The sequence below is a fragment of the Magnetospirillum sp. ME-1 genome, from assembly GCF_002105535.1.
Lineage (GTDB): Bacteria > Pseudomonadota > Alphaproteobacteria > Rhodospirillales > Magnetospirillaceae > Phaeospirillum.
This window is the reverse complement of the sequence record NZ_CP015848.1, coordinates 1,904,274-1,921,110: the sequence shown is the minus strand read 5'-3', so window position 1 is coordinate 1,921,110 and position 16,837 is coordinate 1,904,274. Positions and strand designations below refer to the sequence as shown.

Below are 16,837 nucleotides of genomic sequence, written 5' to 3'. Positions count from 1 at the left end.
CCCAGGTCATTCTTGATTTTCAAATGGCGGCGATGCCGCCCCTTTCCAAGCAGATCGCGGCCTCGTCCCGATAGTCCTCGGCCAGTGCCAGTCCCGCCGCCGCCGCCTCGTCCAGCACCACCACGGCATCCGGGTGGAGTTGCAGGGCCGAGGCCGGGACCAGGGCGGTGACCGGCCCCTCGACCATTTTGGCGACGGCATCGGCCTTGGACGGGCCGGTGGCCAGCAAGATGATGCGCCGGGCCTCGAGGATGGTGCCGATTCCGGTGGTCAGGGCGGCTTCCGGCACCGGGGCGGGGGCGAAGATCGGCGCGTTGGTCGCCCGCGTGCTGCGGCGCAGCCCCACCAGCCGGGTGCGCCCGGCCAGACTGCAGCCGGGCTCGTTGAAGCCGATATGGCCGTTGACGCCGAGCCCCAGGATCTGCAGGTCCAGCCCGCCGGCGGCCCGGATGCGCTCCTCGTAGGCGGCGCAATAGGCCGCCAGGTCGCCTTGGGCCATGCCGTCCAGCAGATGGGTCCGGGCGGGCGATACGCCGGCCTTGTCGATGAAGTGGGCGCGGAGCGTCAGGGCGCAACTGGCGGGGTGGGCGCCATCCAGGCCGAGATACTCGTCCAGCCCGAAAACCGCGGCGCGCGAGAAATCCAGGCCGCGCCGCCGGTCGGTCAGCTGGGCATAGAGGGCGAGCGGTGTCGCGCCCGCCGCCAGGCCGATGACGCAACCGGCCTTGGACCGGACCAGCCCTTCCACCAGGGCGGCGGCGCGCAGGGCGACGGCTTGCGGGTCGGCTTCGATCAGCACTCGCACCGTGTGGCCTCCTGATCAATCCTTCACCAGGATCAGTGTACGAGGCCTGATGGGAAATGCATCCTTTATTGCGAGCTTCCCCTTGCGCGGGAGTGGTCTTTCCCGCCAAGATCGTCGGGAAGTTGGGGGCATGAATGAACCACAAGAGCGGTTGGATCGATTACTGGGATGGCGATGTCTCGGTTTATACGGGGGTTCGCCATCTCGAGGCCCATTACAGGGAGTTGTTTGCGGGAATTTCCCCGCTGCTTCCCTCTGCCCCGTTCACGTTGCTGGATTTCGGCTGCGGCGAGGCGTTGATGGCGCCCGACATCGTCGCCAGGGGGGGGCGGGTGTTCCTCTATGACGCCGCCGGCGGCCGGCGCCCCAGGCTGCGCCAGCGTTATTCCCACCTGGACGGTATCGTGGTGCCCGACGACCTGTCCATTCTGGACGGCGCCTGCGATATTGTGCTGCTCATTTCGGTGATCCAGTACCTTCCGCGCGAAGACCTGCCCGCCCTGCTGGGGCAATTGCACCGGGCTCTCAAGCCGGGGGGCAGGCTGATCATCGGCGACATCCTCAGCCCGACCAACAGCGTCAGCGGCGACGTCGCCGCCTTGTTGAGATTCGCCTGGCGCGAGGCGTTCTTCCTCGAGGCGGTGAGGGGATTGCTGCGCACCTTCAATTCCAACTACCACCAGCGGCGCAAGACCCTGGGCCTGTCCTCCTACACCATCGAGGAAATCGTGGCGCGGCTGGACGAGGCCGGGTTCGATGCCTCGCCCCTGTCCGGCAATATCGGCCACGCCAGCCATCGCCGGTCCATCCTGGCCCAGCGGCGGGGCTGACCCGCTCTTTCCGGTCTTGACCATATTTTTCCAATGGTCTATGCCTGAGAATGAAGATGCGATGCGCTTGCATCTGGGGTTGCGAGGCAAAAGCCATGGATGTTTCGCTGCAGGAGATGAAGCCCGGTGACACGGCCCGCGTGGTGGGCTTCGCCAAGGGCGAACGGGATTACCGCCAGCGGCTTCTGGCCATGGGGCTGACTCCCGGCGCGGTGTTCTCGGTGACCCGTGTGGCGCCGCTGGGCGATCCGGTGGAGATTTCCGTGCGCAACTTCACCCTGACCCTTCGCAAGGACGAGGCCGCCATCCTGAAGGCGGTCAGGGCCTGACCATGGCCCATGTGGTCGCCGTCGTCGGCAATCCCAATTGCGGCAAGACGACGCTGTTCAACATCCTGACCGGCTCGACCCAGCAAGTGGGCAACTGGCCCGGCGTTACCGTCGAGAAGAAGGTCGGGACCTACCGCCGCGATGGCCAGGATTATGATCTGGTCGATCTGCCCGGCATCTACATGATCGGCGGCATCTCCAAGGGCTCCGAGGACGAGAGGGTGTCGCGCGACTACATTCTGTCCGGCGAGCCGGAGGTGGTGGTCAACATCGTCGATGCCTACAACCTGGAACGGAACCTTTACCTCACCGCCCAGCTCCTGGAAATGCGGGTGCCGCTGGTGGTGGCCGTCAACATGATGGACCTGGCGGAGAAGAGCGGCATCCATATCGACGTGGAAGCTTTGTCCCGTGCCCTGGACTGCCCCGTGGTGCCGCTGGTGGCCAGCCGACGTAAGGGGGTGGACGAGCTGAAGGCGGCCATCGCCGCCGCCTGCCGGGCCCGCCGGGTGCCGGGCGTTCAGCCCGATCACGCCGAAGCGGTGGCTGCCGCGCGCGACGCCCTGGCCCCCCGTCTGGCCGAGGCGGCCGCCCGCTCCAGGGTGGAATCCGCCTGGGTGGCGCTGAAACTGATCGAGGGCGACAGCTTCGCCGAGTCCCTGGCCCAGGGGCGGATGGACGCCGAGGTCGAGGCGCACCGCACCGAGATCGAAGCCCGATGCGGCGAGGAGGCGGACATCATCATCGCCGATGGGCGCTACACCTTCATCGGCACGGTGATGCAGGCGTGCGTGCAGCAGACCCACAAGGTGTCGCTGGCCATGACCCGGCGCATCGACAAGGTGGTTCTCAACCGCTTCCTCGGCGTGCCGGTGTTCCTGGCCGCCATGTACCTGATGTTCCTGTTCACCATCAAGGTGGGGGGCGCCTTCATCGATGTCTTCGGCATGGCCGCCGAGGCCCTGGTCATCGACGGGAGCACCCTGGTCCTGGGCGCCCTCGGCGCGCCCGAATGGCTGGTCGCCGTGGTGTCGGGCGGTATCGGCGGCGGAATCAAGACGGTGGCCACCTTCGTGCCCATCATCGGCTCGCTGTTCCTGTCGTTCCTGGAGGATTCGGGCTACATGGCGCGGGCCGCCTTCGTCATGGATCGCGCCATGCGGGCTATCGGCCTGCCCGGCAAGTCCTTCGTGCCGCTCATCGTCGGCTTCGGCTGTAACGTGCCGGCCATCATGGCCACCCGCACCCTGGAAAGCCGCCGCGACCGGGTGCTGACCATCATGATGGCGCCCTTCATGTCCTGCGGGGCGCGGCTGCCGGTCTACGCCCTGTTCGCCGCCGCCTTCTTCGCCGAGAACGGCCAGAACGTGGTGTTCTCCCTCTATCTGGTGGGCATCGTTTTCGCGGTGGGCACCGGCCTGGTGCTCAAAGCCACCCTGCTGCGGGGCGAGGCCTCGCCCTTCGTGCTGGAGCTGCCGCCGTACCATCTGCCCACGGCGCGCACCGTCATGCTGCAGGCCTGGCAGCGTCTGTCGGAATTCATCTTCCGCGCCGGGCAGTTCATCGTGCCGCTGGTCACCGTGCTGAGCGTCTTGAACGCGCTGGGCACCGATCTCAGCTTCGGCAAGGAAAACAGCCGCGAGTCCGTGCTGGCCGCCGTCAGCCGCGCCATCACCCCCATCTTCCGGCCCATGGGCCTTTCCGACGACAACTGGCCGGCGGCGGTGGGGTTGTTCACCGGGGTTTTCGCCAAGGAGGCGGTGGTGGGCACGCTGAACGCGCTCTACTCCCAGGTGGGCGCCGAGGATGGCGGCGCGGCGCCGGAAGAGGCCAAGGCCGGCATCGGCGACAAGCTGGCGGCGGCGGCGGCAAGCGTTCCCGCCAGGCTGTCCAAGTTGGCCCAGTCCCTGGGTGATCCCCTGGGCCTCGACCTGTCCTTCACCGGCTCGTCCGCCGAGGCCGCCGCCGAGCTGAAGGTCAAGGACAGCGTATTCGGCGCCATGGTCGCCCGCTTCGACGGCATGGCCGGGGCGCTGGCCTATATGGTGCTGATCCTGCTCTACACGCCGTGCGTGGCGTCGCTGGGCGCCATCCGCCAGGAAGCGGGCGGCGGCTGGACGGCCTTTGCCGTCGGCTGGACGTCGCTGCTGGGCTATTCGGCCTCGGTGGCCACCTATCAGGCCGCCACCTTCGCCGCCCATCCGGCCCGGTCGCTGGGCTGGCTGTCCGCCTGCATCCTGGCGCCGCTGTCGGCGGCCGGGCTGATGTGGCTGGTGGCGCGTGGTCGCGAGCGGCGGCTGACCACCGTTTCGGGAGCGCGTACATGACCCTGGTGGAGGCGAAGGCCTATCTGGTGGAGCGTCATCGCGCGGGCTTGAGCGAGATCGCCACCCATTTCGACACCTCGCCCGATACCGTCCGGCAAGTGCTGGGCCACTGGATCGCCAAGGGCCGCGTCCGGCGGGTGGATTCGGGCTCCTGCGCTTCCGGCTGCCACTGTCATATCCGCCAGGACGAAATATACGAGTGGGTGGGGTGATCTCCTACCCTTTGCCCTGCCCGAGTTAATCCTGCCGTCATCTCGGCGCAATCTTCCTCCTGTACGTTGTCGTTGAAGAGTTTCGCCCCGTCCGTTCGACGGGGACGGGGCGTCCAACAATGCCGACCGTAATCTCGGCGGTAACCCATGCAACGTCAGGGGAGGAGCATTAATGAGTTCACATGGCAAGCCATCGGCCGCGAATCTCGCGAGCGCCGAGCACATTCGGAACAATCCGAAGTTCAAGGAGCTGGTCGCCAAGCGTAACGCCTTCGCGTGGACGCTGTCGGTGATCATGCTCGCCATCTATTTCGGCTTCATCCTCATCATCGCCTTCAACAAGGCGTGGCTGGGCACCCTGCTGTCGAGCGCCGGCGTCACCACCATCGGCTTCCCCATCGGCGTGGGCGTCATCCTGTCGGCCATCGCGCTGACCGGTATCTACGTCTATCGCGCCAATGGCGAGTTCGACGAAATGAACCGCCAGATCATCGAGGAATCCCGCTGATGAAGATGACCAAGACCGCAATCGCGTCCACGCTCGCCTTCGGCGGCATGGCGCTCCTGGCCACCGCCGCCCTGGCGGCCGGCGCCGACATGGGCAATGCCCAGAAGCAGGAAACCAACTGGCACGCCATCATCATGTTCGTGATCTTCGTGGGCGCGACCCTCGGAATCACCTACTGGGCGGCCGGCCGCACCAAGACCGCCGCCGACTTCTACGCCGCCGGCGGCGGCATCACCGGCTTCCAGAACGGCCTGGCCATCGCGGGCGACTACATGTCGGCCGCCTCGTTCCTGGGTATTTCCGCCCTGGTGTACGGTTCGGGCTATGACGGCCTGATCTTCTCGGTGGGTTGGCTGGTCGGTTGGCCGATCATCCTGTTCCTGATCGCCGAGCGCCTGCGCAACCTGGGCAAGTACACCTTCGCCGACGTGTGCGGCTATCGCCTTGCCCGTACGCCCATCCGCACCTTCGCGGCCACCGGCTCGCTGATCGTGGTGATCTTCTACCTGATCGGCCAGATGGTCGGCGCCGGCCAGCTGATCAAGCTGCTGTTCGGCATGGACTATCTGTACGCGGTTATCGTCGTCGGCGCGCTGATGATGATCTACGTCACCTTCGGCGGCATGGTCGCCACCACCTGGGTGCAGATCATCAAGGCCTGCCTGCTGCTGGGCGGCGCTACCTTCATCGCTCTCGGCGTGATGTACAACTTCGGTTTCTCGTTCGAGAAGCTGTTCGTCAAGGCCATCGAGGTTCATCCCAAGAAGGTGGCGATCATGGCGCCCGGCGCCCTGGTCACCAACCCGGTGGACGCCATCTCGCTGGGCATGGCCCTGATGTTCGGCACCGCCGGCCTGCCGCACATCCTCATGCGCTTCTTCACCGTTCCCGATGCGCGCGAGGCGAGGAAGTCGGTGTTCTACGCCACCGGTTTCATCGGCTACTTCTACATCCTGACCTTCATCATCGGGTTCGGCGCCATCACCCTGGTGGCCACCAATCCCGAATACCTGGCCAAGGGCCTCGGCTCCCTGGACCTGAAGGGCGGCAACAACATGGCCGCGGTGTGGCTGGCCCACGCCATCGGCGGCAACCTGTTCCTCGGCTTCATCTCGGCCGTGGCCTTCGCCACCATCCTGGCGGTGGTGTCGGGCCTGACCCTGGCGGGCGCGTCGGCGATTTCGCACGACCTGTACGCCAGCGTCATCATGCACGGCCAGGCCACCGAAGGTAAGGAAGTGACCGTCTCCAAGATCTCGTCCATCGCTCTCGGCATCGTCGCCGTGCTGCTGGGCCTGATCTTCGAGAAGCAGAACGTGGCGTTCATCGTGGCGCTCACCTTCTCGGTCGCGGCCTCGGCCAACTTCCCGGTGCTGATCCTGTCCATGTTCTGGGGCGGCCTGACCACCCGTGGCGCCGTTCTCGGCGGCATGATCGGTCTCTTGATGTCCGTGATCATGGTGGTCCTGTCCAAGGCCGTGTGGGTGCAGAGCTTCGGCTTCAAGGAGGCCCTGTTCCCGTTCGCCTATCCGGCCCTGTTCTCGGTGCCGGCGGCCTTCTTCTTCTCGTGGCTGTTCTCCATCATGGACAACAGCCCGCAGGCCCAGGCCGAACGCGCCGCCTACGAAGCCCAGTCCATCCGGTCCGAGACCGGCCTGGGTGCCGAAGGCGCCGCCAGCCACTAAGGCTTAAGCACTGGCAACAGACTTACTCACTGGGCCGCCGGTTTTCCGGCGGCCCTTTTCTTTTGCCCGAAAAGGCTGCGAGAAGGCGAAGATACTAAAGGCCAATCGACATTCAGGCGGATAGACCTGAAAATGGGCCACAGATGAACACAGATTCCCGCTACGCGGGACACAGATAAGGAATGCTCCTCATTCATCTGTGTTTATCTGTGTGCATCTGTGGCTGAAATTTCTCTCGGGAAGGCATTCCGGCCCGAAATCAGCCGAATTCCCTAAAGCGTCGATACAGCCCAGTTACATCGGAGCCGCCCCCTGGGCCCCAGGTCAAGCCGATGGCTGTCCGGCTCAGGTTTCCCCCGATATCAGGGAATAGGCTTTTTCACCACCAAGACGACGTTCTCTCTCCACCGGGCTTACCCCGGTGGCCCACGCCCGCCCATGACGGCGAGGCGGGGCGGGGTTTCCTGCCCCGCCCTCTTGGTGTCCTTGGTGTCTTGGTGGTTCATCCGCCTCTTCCGCGTCTGCGCGCGGGCGGGAAAAGTCCCGGCCGATTACTTCAGCGGCTGAGGATCAGGGCGATCATCACCGAGCCGAAGGCGATGCGGTACCAGGCGAAGGGAGTAAAGCCGTGCCGTCCGACAAAGCCGATGAAGCCCCGGACCACCACCAGGGCCGAGAAGAACGCCGCCACGAAGCCGATGGCGATCAGGCCGGCGCCGTCGAAGGAGATCTCGGACCAGTTCTTGTACAGGGAATAGGCCGAAGCGCCGCACATGGTGGGAATGGCCAGGAAAAACGAGAACTCGGCCGCCGCGCGACGGTCCAGGCCCAGCAGCATGGCGCCGAGAATGGTGGCCCCGGCCCGCGACACGCCGGGGACCATGGACAGCAGCTGGCAGGCACCGACCCCGAGCGACAGGGCCGGCGACATGTCCTCGATGTCATGAACGCGGGCGCGCTTGGCCAGGCGTTCCACGGCCAGGATGGCGAACCCGCCCACCACCAGGGCCGAGGCGGCCACCAGCGGCGAATTGAGCATCTGCTTGATGTACTTATAGGCCAGGGCGCCCACGACCGCCGACGGCAGGAAGGCCAGCAGAACGTTGCGCACGAAGGCGAAGGAGCGGGGCTGGTTCAAGGTGACGGCCACGTCCCACAGCCGTTCCCGAAACACCCAGCACACCGCCAGAATGGCGCCCAGCTGAATGACGATCTCGAAGGTCTTGCCCGACGATCCCTGGAACCCCAGAAGGTCGCCGACAAGCATGAGATGGGCGGTGCTGGAGACGGGCAGAAATTCGGTAAGCCCCTCGACGATGCCGAGGAGAAGGGCTTCGATCATGGCGAGCATGGTGGATCCGTTCGGAATTGCCTTGGCGGCGGATCATGGTGGGCGCGGCGCCGTTTAGCAACCATTAAACATATGCTGAGCGAGACGCTTGCCCATGGACGAGACTTGACCTAAGACTCGAGGTCTATGGGATTTCGACCTGGAGCAAGGTGGGCTGATGTCTCTGATCGAGTGGGATCCGTCGTTCAGTGTCGGTTCGGCCCGCATGGATGCCGACCACCAGAAACTTATCAGCCTGCTCAACCGTCTGTACGACGCCTGGCATGGCGGTGAGAGCATCGCCGAGCTGGGTTGGCTGTTCGACGAATTGCTGGCCTATGCCGACACCCATTTCGCCGCCGAGGAAATGGCGCTGAAGTCCCGCGACTATCCGCGCCTGGAGAAACAGCAGGACGACCACCAGCGGCTCAAGGAGTCGGTGATGGCCTTTCGCGACCGCCATCTGGCCGGCGAAACCCCGGACGCCCTGACCACCGAGATGACCGCCTTCCTCAAGGCCTGGCTGCTGGAGCACATCCTGGGCGAGGACATGCTGTACCGCACCTATTTCAAGGGCGAGTGATACCGCAGACTTGCCCTGTCATCCCGAACGCAGTGAGGGATCTCGTCCTGGCGCGGCCATTCCGAACCGGTCCCAATGGTCCAGGCGGAGATCCCTCGCACATGCTCGGGATGACGTGAGGCGTTTCAGCCGATGGTCAACACGATCTTGCCGCGCACATGCCCGGTGCTGGACAGGTCCAGGGCTTGCGCCGCACGCGCCAGCGGCATCTCGACGATGTCGGGAACCCGCAGCACGCCCTGTTCCGCCAGCGAGGCCAGGCGGCGCAGATGGCCGGAATCGGGTTTGACGAAGACGTACTTGCAGCGGATGCCGAGGCGCTCGGCCAGATCCTTGTCGGTCTTGTCGGTGATGGAGACCAGCAGCCCGCCCGCCCTCACCGTTTCGTAGGATCGGGTCAGCACCTCGCCGCCCACCGTACCGAAAGCCATGTCGACGCCTTCAGGCGCCAGGGCGCGGGTGGCGGCGACGAAATCCTCGGCCGCGTAGTCGATGACGTGGTCGGCCCCCAGGGCGCGGACATACTCGTGGTTGGCGGCCTGGGCGGTGGCGATCACCCTTGCCCCCACCCACTTGGCCATGGGAACGGCGAAGCCGCCGACGCCGCCCGCCCCCGCATGGATCAGCACGCTCTGGCCGGGGCGCAATTGGGCCACCTCCAGCAGGGATTGCCATGCGGTCAGCGCCGCCAGCGGCACGGTCGAGGCCTGGGCGAAGGTGTAATTGGCCGGCATGGGCGCCACGCCGTCGGCGCTCATCACCACGTATTCGGCGTAGGTGCCCCACTGGATGTCGGGCTTGCGGCAGAACGACCACACCCGCTCGCCCAAGGACAGGCCGGTTACGCCGTCCCCCAGCGCCGCGATGGTGCCGGCGGCGTCCCAGCCTGGGATCAGCGGGAACTTGCAGGGAAACAGCCGCGCCAGTCCGCCTTCCCTGATCTTCCAGTCCACCGGATTGACTCCGGCGGCATGGACGCGGATCAGCACCTCGCCGGGACCGGGCGTCGGCGTCTCGATCTCGTCCAGGCGCATCACCTCGGGGCCGCCGAACCGGTCGCAGATTATGGCTTTCATGGCGAGCGCTCCGTGCAGTCGGGCTATCGCCCGAACCCATCCGGGGCCAAGCCCCGGACCCCATTTCACTTATAAACCAAAGGGAGGTCTGGGGGCATCGCCTCCAGCCGGGGCCGGGGCGGGAGCCCCGTTATCGCCTCAGCCCCCCGCCTCGCGCAGCTTGAACCGCTGCACCTTGCCGGTGGCGGTGCGGGGAATCACCTCGAGGAAGCGGACGGTACGCGGGCATTTGTAGATGGCCAGCTTCGAGCGCAGGGTATCGACGATGCGGGTTTCCAGCACCGGCTCGCGCTCGCCCGGTTCCGGCACGGCATAGAGCACCAGGCGGACCAGCCCATCCTCGTTGGGAATGCCCACCGCCACGGCGTCGGCGACGCCCGGCACCATCAGGGCGGCCTCTTCCACCTCGGCGGGGCTGACCCACTGGCCCGATACCTTGATCATGTCGTCGGAGCGCCCCTGGGGGCTCCACCAGCCCTCGGCATCCATGCTGAACACGTCGCCGGTCTTCCACCAGCCGTCTTTGAGCACCCGTTGGGTGACGTCGGGGCGGTTGTGGTAGCGGCGGAACAGCGAGTCCATGCGCACCCACAGATCGCCGGGGGTGTCGGGCGTGGTGATGATCTCGCCCGACGGCGTGCGCAACTGGGCCTCGGCCCAGGGCAGCGGCCGGCCGCAGGCGCCGGGCTTCATGGCCGTGGGCGTGCTGGCGATGAACAGGAACAGTGCTTCGGTGGCGCCGATGCCTTCCAGCATCAGCCCGCCGGTCTCCTCCATCCAGCGGCGGCACAGCTCGGCCGGCAGGTTCTCGCCCGCCGAGACCCAGGTGCGCACGGTCCTGAACGCCTCGGAAGACGCCACGCTGTCCTTCAGCATGATGCGGTAGAGCGAGGGGACGGACAGCACCACCTTGGGCCGGGTACGCTCGATGACCTCGGCGGCGGCCGCCGCGTCGGGCCAGCCGCGATGCAGCACCAGGGTTGCGCCACAGCGCAGCGCGCCGATCAGGCAATGGCCCAGGGGATAGGCGAAGAACAGCTTTGACGTCGAGAAGATGCGGTCGCCGGGCAGGACGCCCAGATTCTCGCGCACATGGCGCTCGCCCAAAGGGATCGAGCCGTGGACATGCACGGCGCCCTTGGGCTGGCCGGTGGTGCCCGAGGTGTACATCCACAGGGCCATATCCTCGGGCGACATGTCGGCCGAGGACAATTGGTCGGAGGCGCCCGCCAGGAAACCGGCGAAATCGTCGGTGGTCACCATGCGGGCCGAGGCGCGGGCCATGGCCAGGGATTCGGCGGCCAGATCCTTCAGCGCGCTTTCGGCCAGCAGCAGCGGCGAGCCGCTGTCGCCCAGGGCATGGGACAGGTCCTTGGCCGCCAGGCGGGTGTTGAGCGCCACCGCCACCAGCCCGGCCTTCATGGCGCCCAGATAGGCCGCCACCAGCTCGGGGCCATCGTCGAGCAGCAGCAGGACCGGCTGCTGGCGCTTGACGCCGGCGGCCAGCATGGCGTTGCCGAAGCGGCAGGCCAACCGGTTCAGCTGATCATAGGTCAGGGTCTGCCCGCCGCAGATGATGGCAAGGCTCTCCCCGCGACCCGAGCCGAGGCTGGGGCCGAGAATTTCGTCGGCTGCGTTCATGAATTCACCCCGAAAAGGGTGGCGAGCCGCATGACGCGGCTCGCCTTTATCGACGTCCGGCTATTCCACCAGGACCCAGTCACCGTTCTTGATCTCGACCATTTTGAAGGATTCGAGACCCAGACCCATGTGGTCGGTGGGCGAGTAGGTGTAGATGCCGGTGGTGGCGACGAAGTCCTTGGTCTGCTCGATGGCGTCGCGGACCTTGGCCTTGTCGGTGGTGCCGGCACGCTTGAAGGCGTCCACGGCCATCATCAGGGCGTCGAGGCCGTGACCGGGCAGCGGGCTGACTTCCAGCGGCTTGTTGCGCTCCTCGTATTCCTTCTTGAAGTCCATGACCACCTTCTTCTGGCGGTCCGTGGCGGGCAGCTGCTCGGCCACCGCCTGGGCGCCGGCCGGCAGGCGGGTGCCGTCGGCGGCGGTGCCGACCAGACGCAGGAACTCCTTCGAGGCCACGCCGTGGGACTGGTAGACCGGAAGGGTCAGACCCAGCTGCTTCAGGTTCTTGGTGGCGACGGCGGGGCCGGTGCCGGTGCCGAAGATGAACAGGGCCTGCACGCCGGCCGTGCCGCGGATCTTGGTCAGCTGCGGGGTGACGTCCGGGTCCTTGGGCGAATAGACCTCGTCGATCAGGATCTCGACGCCGTACTGGGGCGCCAGCTTGACGGTCTGGTCATGGCCGGACTTGCCGAAGCCGACGTTTTCCGACAGCAGGGCGATCTTGGTCAGGCCGCGCTTCTTCAGGTCGGCCAGCACCTTCTCGGCGGCCAGCCGGTCGGATTGCGGGAACTTGAAGGTCCACTTGCGCACCGGGTCGCCGATGGCGGTGCCGCCGCCCAGCGACATGTAGGGAATCTCGGCGCGCTCGATCAGGCCGAGAACCGCCATGGAGGTGGGCGTGCCCGACCCGCCGATGATGATGTCCACCTTGTCGTTGTCGATCAGGCGCTTGACGAAGGTGGCGGCCTTTTCCGGCTCGGACCCGTCGTCATAGATGATGGCTTCGATCTTGCGCCCCAGCACGCCGCCCTGGGCGTTGACCTTGTCGATCATGTAGTCGAAGGTGCGCTTCTGCGGGTCGCCCATGGGCGACATCTGCCCGGTGACCGACAGAAACATGCCGATCTTGATGGGCTCGGCGGCGAGTGCGGCAGTCGCCGCGCAAACGCCCGTCATCACCGCCAGGGCAGCCCCGGCCGTACGCTTCCAATTCATGAAGTTCCTCCCACTTCGTATGATTTATCCAGGCTAATCACTTCTTATTTTTGTCGGTATTGTAGTACCGAATTACGTAAAAGCGAAGTCCGAAAGTGCGCTCGCCACGGCTTGACGCCGCCTCGGGGTGGGCGCACCATCTAAAGCATAACGAAGAAGTGGGGGGCGTGGATCATGAACTCCAAGCCCAAGGCCGGGAACGGCACGCGCATATCGGATCAGGTCACCGACCGGATTCTCGCCCGCATCGCGTCGGGCGAATGGGGACCGGGCCACCGTCTGCCCGGCGAGCGGCAATTGGCGGAAGAGATGGGGGTCAGCCGCGTCTCCATCCGCGCCGCGCTGCAATCCCTGAAGACCCAGGGACTGCTGGACGCCGTCCAGGGCGGCGGCACCCGGGTGATCGCCAGTTCGGCGGCCATGGACCCCGGCATGCTGGAACTGGTCCGCGTCAACCGCGACAATCTGCATGACCTGGCGGAGATCCGGGCCATTCTCGAGGCCTGGGCGGTGGGGCGCGCCGCGCTCAACCGCTCGGACGAGGATCTGGCCGAATTGGCCCGCATCATGGCGGCCACCGAGGCCGACATGGCCGGCGGGGCGCACAAGAGCGAGAACGACGTCTGCTTCCACCTGGCCATCGCCAAGGCGTCGGGATCGGGAATCTACCTCCACATCATGGCGGTGATCAGGGGCATCCTGCACCAGATGGTGGACTATCACCGCTACGAACTGTTCCCATCGCGCGAGGATGATCGGGTGATCTTAGGCCAGCACCGTGCCATCTTCGAGGCGGTGAAGGCCAGGGACCCGGTGGCGGCGGAAGCCGCCATGCGCTCCCATCTGGGCTTCGTGCTGACCCGCTACGGCCGACAGGCGTTGTAATATCGGAATTCCGTCACGACGTTGAGACATAGGCGTGGTTGCCGCCCATGGCGCCTCTGCTATGCTGGGCGGCGGGAAGTACCATTGGGGAATCATATGCGACGCGCACGCAATGCGAAGATCATCGCCACTCTGGGCCCGGCCTCCTCGACGTCCGAGGCCATCGAGGCCCTGTTCCTGGCCGGGGCCGACGTCTTCCGCCTGAATTTCAGCCACGGCAGCCACGACGACCACAAGAAGCGCATCTTCACCATCCGCGAGCTGGAAAAGAAGGTGAAGCGGCCCATCGCCATCCTGGCCGACCTGCAGGGGCCCAAGCTCCGCGTCGGCGATTTCGAGGGCGGCCGCGCCCGGCTGGAAACCGGCGCCGCCTTCCGCCTGGACATGGACGACGCCCTGGGCACCGCCGTCCGCGCCCCCCTTCATCATCCCGAGGTGTTCGCGGCCCTGAAGCCCGGCAGCGACCTTCTGATCGACGATGGCAAGCTGCGCCTGACCGTGGAATCCTGTGGTCCCGACTTCGCCGAGACCCGCGTGACGGTGGGCGGCGAGATCTCCAACCACAAGGGCGTCAACGTGCCGGGCGTCATGCTGCCCATCTCGCCGCTCACCGAGAAGGACCGCCGCGACCTGGAATTCGCCGTGGAGATGGGGGCCGACTGGATCGCGCTGTCCTTCGTGCAGCGCCCCTCGGACGTGCAGGAGGCGCGGCGCCTGATCGGCTCCTATGTGGGGTCGCGGGTGCGCATCCTGTCCAAGCTGGAAAAGCCCTCGGCCATCGAGCACCTGGCCTCGATCATCGAATGGTCGGACGCGGTGATGGTAGCCCGCGGCGATCTGGGCGTGGAATGCCCGCCCGAGACGGTGCCGATCCTGCAAAAGCGCATCATCAAGGCCTGCCGCCGGGCGGGCAAGCCGGTGGTGGTCGCCACCCAGATGCTGGATTCCATGGTCCATGCGCCGTCGCCCACCCGGGCCGAGGCCTCGGACGTGGCCACCGCCGTCTATGACGGTTCGGATGCGGTGATGCTGTCGGCGGAAACCGCCTCGGGCGAATATCCGGTGGAGGCGGTGACCATGATGGACCGCATCATCGGGCAGGTGGAGCACGACAAGAACTACCAGATCATCACCGACGCGTCGCGGCTGGACCCCGAGCACACCACGCGGGACGCCATCAGCGCCGCGGCCCGCCAGGTGGCCCATACCCTGGGGGCGGCGGCCATCGTCACCTTTACCTCGTCGGGCTCGACCACGCTGCGCGCCGCCCGCGAACGGCCCGAGCAGCCGATCCTGTCGGTGACCGCCGACATCGAGGTGGCGCGCCAGATGGCCCTGGTGTGGGGGGCTCATTCCATCATGGCCAAGGACGTGCGCAGCTTCACCGAAATGGTGAGCAAGGCGGTGAACTTCGCCCAAAGCGAGGGCTTCGCCCGCGTCGGCGACCGGGTGGTGATCACCGCCGGCGTGCCCTTCGGCCATTCGGGCACCACCAACATCCTGCGGGTGGCCGAGGTGGAAGATCACGGCAACCACCACAGGCACAATTCGGATTGATGGCGAGATGCGAGCGTCACGACGCCCGCATCTCGCCTACACGTAGCCCAGCCTGAGCGCGCCCCAGTGGCGGCCGTTCACCATGATGGGGGCGGAGACGTCCAGCATCAGGGCCTGGCGGCCGTTGCCCATGTCGCGGCGATAGCTCTGCACGGTGAAGGGATCGGTGGCCCGCGCCGCCTTGAGGCCCACGGCATCGTCGAACTTGCGGCGGTTGCGGCAGTGTGCGGCGTTCCAGGCCGGGTCCGCCCCCTGGGGCTTCGAGAACTCGGCGTTGTGGGTGGGCAGGTAGCCGTTGCGGTCCACGGCGGCGCAGAACACGATGCGGTCGTTGCCCGCCTTTACCCCGTCCTGAATGGCGGGCAGCACCCGGTCGGTGAAGTCGGAAAAGCGGGTGGCGTACTGGGTGGGGTTGCTCCCCGCCACCGCCCGGTAATCCTCGTCGAACAGATCGGCGGCCGAGAGGGTTCCCTTGGCCAGTTCCTGCTCGAACAGGGCACCGATGTCCCTGGCCTTTTCGCGCGCCAGGGCGACGAAGGGGGTTTCCGGCGTCTCGATGCCGGCCTGGGCGGTCAGCACCACCAGCCGCTCGCCGGCGCCCAGCAGGTCCTGCAGGCGGTTGCGGGCGTCATCCAGGCGGGTCTTGAACTCGGCCAGCCCGGCGGCGGCCTGGTCGATCTCGGCCGACAGTTCCGACGAGCGGTCGTGGATGGAGGTGGCGTCGCCGGCCACGTTCTCCACCCGCCCGGCCATCTCGGCCAGCGAGGCGCGGATGTGGTCCATGGCGTCGGCGATGGCGGCGGTCTCGGCGGTCAGGCCGCTGGCCTTGGTGGCGCTCTGGTCGCCTTGCTCCACCAGCTTGCCGGCGGTGCCGGTCAGCCCCTCCAGGGTCTTTCGGATCTCGGCGCTGGCCGATCCGGCCCGGCGCGACAGTTCCTTGACCTCGCCGGCCACCACGGCGAAGCCCTTGCCGTGTTCCCCCGCCCGGGCCGCCTCGATGGTGGCGTTCAAGGCCAGCAGGTTGGTCTGGCGGGCGATGTGGCCGATGCCCTGGGCCACGCCCACCACGCTGCTCATGGCGTCCTGCAATTCCAAGAGCAGGCCGCGCCCGTCGGTGACCATGCGCACCACGTCGTCGATGCCGCCCAGCGAGCCCCTGACCCGCTGCTGGGAGGTTTCTGCCTCGGCCGAGGCGGCGGTGGCGCCCGACAGGGTTTCGTCCATGGCGGCGACGATGCGTTCGTTGGCTTCCGACAGGGCGCGGATGCCCTGCTGCAACTCGGCCAGCAGGGTGTGCTGGTCGGCGACCCTGGTCGCCACCTCGTCGATGTCCTCGGCGATCTCGATCATCTGCTTGCCGATGCCGCCGGTCTCGCGGGCGAAGGCGGCGACGATGGTGGTTTCCTCCTGGCGGATGCGAAGGAGCGAGGTGACGCAGAACCGCACGATGCGGGCCAGGGGGCGCACGGTCTCTAAGGGCCCGGCGATGCCGAAATTGATCAGCCGGCTTCCTTCGAAATCGACGCCCATGTTGACGCCTTCGCGCATGCCCGAAGACTTGGCGGCCTCTTCCCTGGTGACCCCGTACTCGTCCATCTCGCCGCGCATGATGCGCGCCGCGATGGCGTGGGTGGTGCCGATGCGTTCCTTGACGCTGGAGGCGACGATGCGGCCTTCCTCGCCCATGAAGCTGCACACCAGGCCGAGCTCGGCCGAGAAGACCTCGCACAGTTCCTGGCCGAAGCGGGTATCGAATTCGATGGTCATGGCAAGGGGCGGCCGGTGGTGCGCATGGGGACTCCATCATGCGGAATGCCGCCTGGTTCAGGATAGAGACCTTGTCTGGCGGAATGG

The 16,837-nt window shown here is 66.5% G+C and carries 15 protein-coding genes; 9 read left to right on the top strand and 6 right to left on the bottom strand.

What is annotated here, in order from left to right; all coding sequences use genetic code 11:
• Window positions 1-19: 19 nt before the first annotated feature.
• Window positions 20-805 carry a glucosamine-6-phosphate deaminase gene (locus WV31_RS08985; protein ID WP_085373230.1) on the bottom strand — a complete coding sequence of 262 codons (786 nt, stop codon included), beginning with the start codon at window positions 803-805 and terminating at the stop codon, window positions 20-22.
• Between the two features lie 134 nt (window positions 806-939).
• Between WV31_RS08985 and WV31_RS08980 the strand changes: the two genes are divergently transcribed.
• The 6 genes from WV31_RS08980 to WV31_RS08955 all read left to right on the top strand — a co-directional run bounded on the left by WV31_RS08980 (window position 940) and on the right by WV31_RS08955 (window position 6,696).
• Window positions 940-1,635 carry a class I SAM-dependent methyltransferase gene (locus WV31_RS08980; protein ID WP_085373229.1) on the top strand — a complete coding sequence of 232 codons (696 nt, stop codon included), beginning with the start codon at window positions 940-942 and terminating at the stop codon, window positions 1,633-1,635.
• A gap of 95 nt (window positions 1,636-1,730) precedes the next feature.
• Window positions 1,731-1,964, top strand: coding sequence for a FeoA family protein (locus WV31_RS08975; protein ID WP_085373228.1), 234 nt, complete (start codon window positions 1,731-1,733; stop codon window positions 1,962-1,964).
• A gap of 2 nt (window positions 1,965-1,966) precedes the next feature.
• The gene (gene feoB / locus WV31_RS08970; protein WP_085373227.1) at window positions 1,967-4,291 is read left to right on the top strand and encodes a Fe(2+) transporter permease subunit FeoB; all 2,325 of its coding nucleotides are present in this window, start codon (window positions 1,967-1,969) and stop codon (window positions 4,289-4,291) included.
• Window positions 4,288-4,503, top strand: a complete 216-nt coding sequence (locus WV31_RS08965) for a FeoC-like transcriptional regulator (protein WP_085373226.1) — start codon at window positions 4,288-4,290, stop codon at window positions 4,501-4,503. Before feoB ends, WV31_RS08965 begins: the two co-directional genes overlap by 4 nt.
• Before the next feature lie 172 nt (window positions 4,504-4,675).
• Entirely contained in the window at window positions 4,676-5,011 is a 336-nt protein-coding gene (locus tag WV31_RS08960; protein ID WP_085373225.1) for a DUF485 domain-containing protein, read from the top strand.
• Window positions 5,011-6,696, top strand: a complete 1,686-nt coding sequence (locus WV31_RS08955) for a cation acetate symporter (protein WP_085372683.1) — start codon at window positions 5,011-5,013, stop codon at window positions 6,694-6,696. Before WV31_RS08960 ends, WV31_RS08955 begins: the two co-directional genes overlap by 1 nt.
• A 556-nt stretch (window positions 6,697-7,252) precedes the next feature.
• On the opposite strand, the gene WV31_RS08950 is transcribed toward WV31_RS08955, so the two are convergent.
• Window positions 7,253-8,047, bottom strand: a complete 795-nt coding sequence (locus WV31_RS08950; protein WP_085373224.1) for an undecaprenyl-diphosphate phosphatase — start codon at window positions 8,045-8,047, stop codon at window positions 7,253-7,255.
• Window positions 8,048-8,204: 157 nt separating this feature from the next.
• Between WV31_RS08950 and WV31_RS08945 the strand changes: the two genes are divergently transcribed.
• The gene (locus tag WV31_RS08945; RefSeq protein WP_085373223.1) at window positions 8,205-8,609 is read left to right on the top strand and encodes a bacteriohemerythrin; all 405 of its coding nucleotides are present in this window, start codon (window positions 8,205-8,207) and stop codon (window positions 8,607-8,609) included.
• 125 nt (window positions 8,610-8,734) lie between these two features.
• Here the strand turns inward: WV31_RS08945 and WV31_RS08940 are convergent, their stop codons facing one another.
• The 3 genes from WV31_RS08940 to WV31_RS08930 all read right to left on the bottom strand — a co-directional run bounded on the left by WV31_RS08940 (window position 8,735) and on the right by WV31_RS08930 (window position 12,541).
• The gene (locus WV31_RS08940) at window positions 8,735-9,685 is read right to left on the bottom strand and encodes an NADP-dependent oxidoreductase (RefSeq protein WP_085373222.1); all 951 of its coding nucleotides are present in this window, start codon (window positions 9,683-9,685) and stop codon (window positions 8,735-8,737) included.
• A 138-nt stretch (window positions 9,686-9,823) separates the two neighbouring features.
• A complete protein-coding gene (locus WV31_RS08935) occupies window positions 9,824-11,326 on the bottom strand; it encodes a benzoate-CoA ligase family protein (protein WP_085373221.1) in 1,503 nt (500 codons plus the stop codon).
• 60 nt (window positions 11,327-11,386) lie between these two features.
• On the bottom strand, window positions 11,387-12,541 hold the full coding sequence (locus WV31_RS08930) for an ABC transporter substrate-binding protein (RefSeq protein WP_085373220.1): 1,155 nt from the start codon (window positions 12,539-12,541) through the stop codon (window positions 11,387-11,389).
• A gap of 174 nt (window positions 12,542-12,715) precedes the next feature.
• Here WV31_RS08930 and WV31_RS08925 point away from each other — a divergent pair, with 174 nt between their 5' ends.
• Together WV31_RS08925 and pyk are read left to right on the top strand one after the other, a co-directional pair.
• Window positions 12,716-13,426, top strand: coding sequence for a FadR/GntR family transcriptional regulator (locus WV31_RS08925; protein WP_085373219.1), 711 nt, complete (start codon window positions 12,716-12,718; stop codon window positions 13,424-13,426).
• 96 nt (window positions 13,427-13,522) lie between these two features.
• Window positions 13,523-14,983 carry a pyruvate kinase gene (gene pyk / locus WV31_RS08920; RefSeq protein WP_085373218.1) on the top strand — a complete coding sequence of 487 codons (1,461 nt, stop codon included), beginning with the start codon at window positions 13,523-13,525 and terminating at the stop codon, window positions 14,981-14,983.
• Window positions 14,984-15,019: 36 nt separating this feature from the next.
• On the opposite strand, the gene WV31_RS08915 is transcribed toward pyk, so the two are convergent.
• Window positions 15,020-16,750 carry a methyl-accepting chemotaxis protein gene (locus WV31_RS08915; protein ID WP_085373217.1) on the bottom strand — a complete coding sequence of 577 codons (1,731 nt, stop codon included), beginning with the start codon at window positions 16,748-16,750 and terminating at the stop codon, window positions 15,020-15,022.
• Window positions 16,751-16,837 lie beyond the last annotated feature (87 nt).

Excerpts from the sequence above, each read along its gene's own strand:
- WV31_RS08980 (WP_085373229.1), top strand. The coding sequence starts at position 940 with ATGAACCACAAGAGCGGTTGGATCGATTACTGGGATGGCGATGTCTCG.
- WV31_RS08975 (WP_085373228.1), top strand. The coding sequence starts at position 1,731 with ATGGATGTTTCGCTGCAGGAGATGAAGCCCGGTGACACGGCCCGCGTG.
- feoB (WP_085373227.1), top strand. The coding sequence starts at position 1,967 with ATGGCCCATGTGGTCGCCGTCGTCGGCAATCCCAATTGCGGCAAGACG.
- WV31_RS08965 (WP_085373226.1), top strand. The coding sequence starts at position 4,288 with ATGACCCTGGTGGAGGCGAAGGCCTATCTGGTGGAGCGTCATCGCGCG.
- WV31_RS08960 (WP_085373225.1), top strand. The coding sequence starts at position 4,676 with ATGAGTTCACATGGCAAGCCATCGGCCGCGAATCTCGCGAGCGCCGAG.
- WV31_RS08955 (WP_085372683.1), top strand. The coding sequence starts at position 5,011 with ATGAAGATGACCAAGACCGCAATCGCGTCCACGCTCGCCTTCGGCGGC.
- WV31_RS08950 (WP_085373224.1), bottom strand. The coding sequence starts at position 8,047 with ATGCTCGCCATGATCGAAGCCCTTCTCCTCGGCATCGTCGAGGGGCTT.
- WV31_RS08945 (WP_085373223.1), top strand. The coding sequence starts at position 8,205 with ATGTCTCTGATCGAGTGGGATCCGTCGTTCAGTGTCGGTTCGGCCCGC.
- WV31_RS08940 (WP_085373222.1), bottom strand. The coding sequence starts at position 9,685 with ATGAAAGCCATAATCTGCGACCGGTTCGGCGGCCCCGAGGTGATGCGC.
- WV31_RS08935 (WP_085373221.1), bottom strand. The coding sequence starts at position 11,326 with ATGAACGCAGCCGACGAAATTCTCGGCCCCAGCCTCGGCTCGGGTCGC.
- WV31_RS08930 (WP_085373220.1), bottom strand. The coding sequence starts at position 12,541 with ATGAATTGGAAGCGTACGGCCGGGGCTGCCCTGGCGGTGATGACGGGC.
- WV31_RS08925 (WP_085373219.1), top strand. The coding sequence starts at position 12,716 with ATGAACTCCAAGCCCAAGGCCGGGAACGGCACGCGCATATCGGATCAG.
- pyk (WP_085373218.1), top strand. The coding sequence starts at position 13,523 with ATGCGACGCGCACGCAATGCGAAGATCATCGCCACTCTGGGCCCGGCC.
- WV31_RS08915 (WP_085373217.1), bottom strand. The coding sequence starts at position 16,750 with ATGACCATCGAATTCGATACCCGCTTCGGCCAGGAACTGTGCGAGGTC.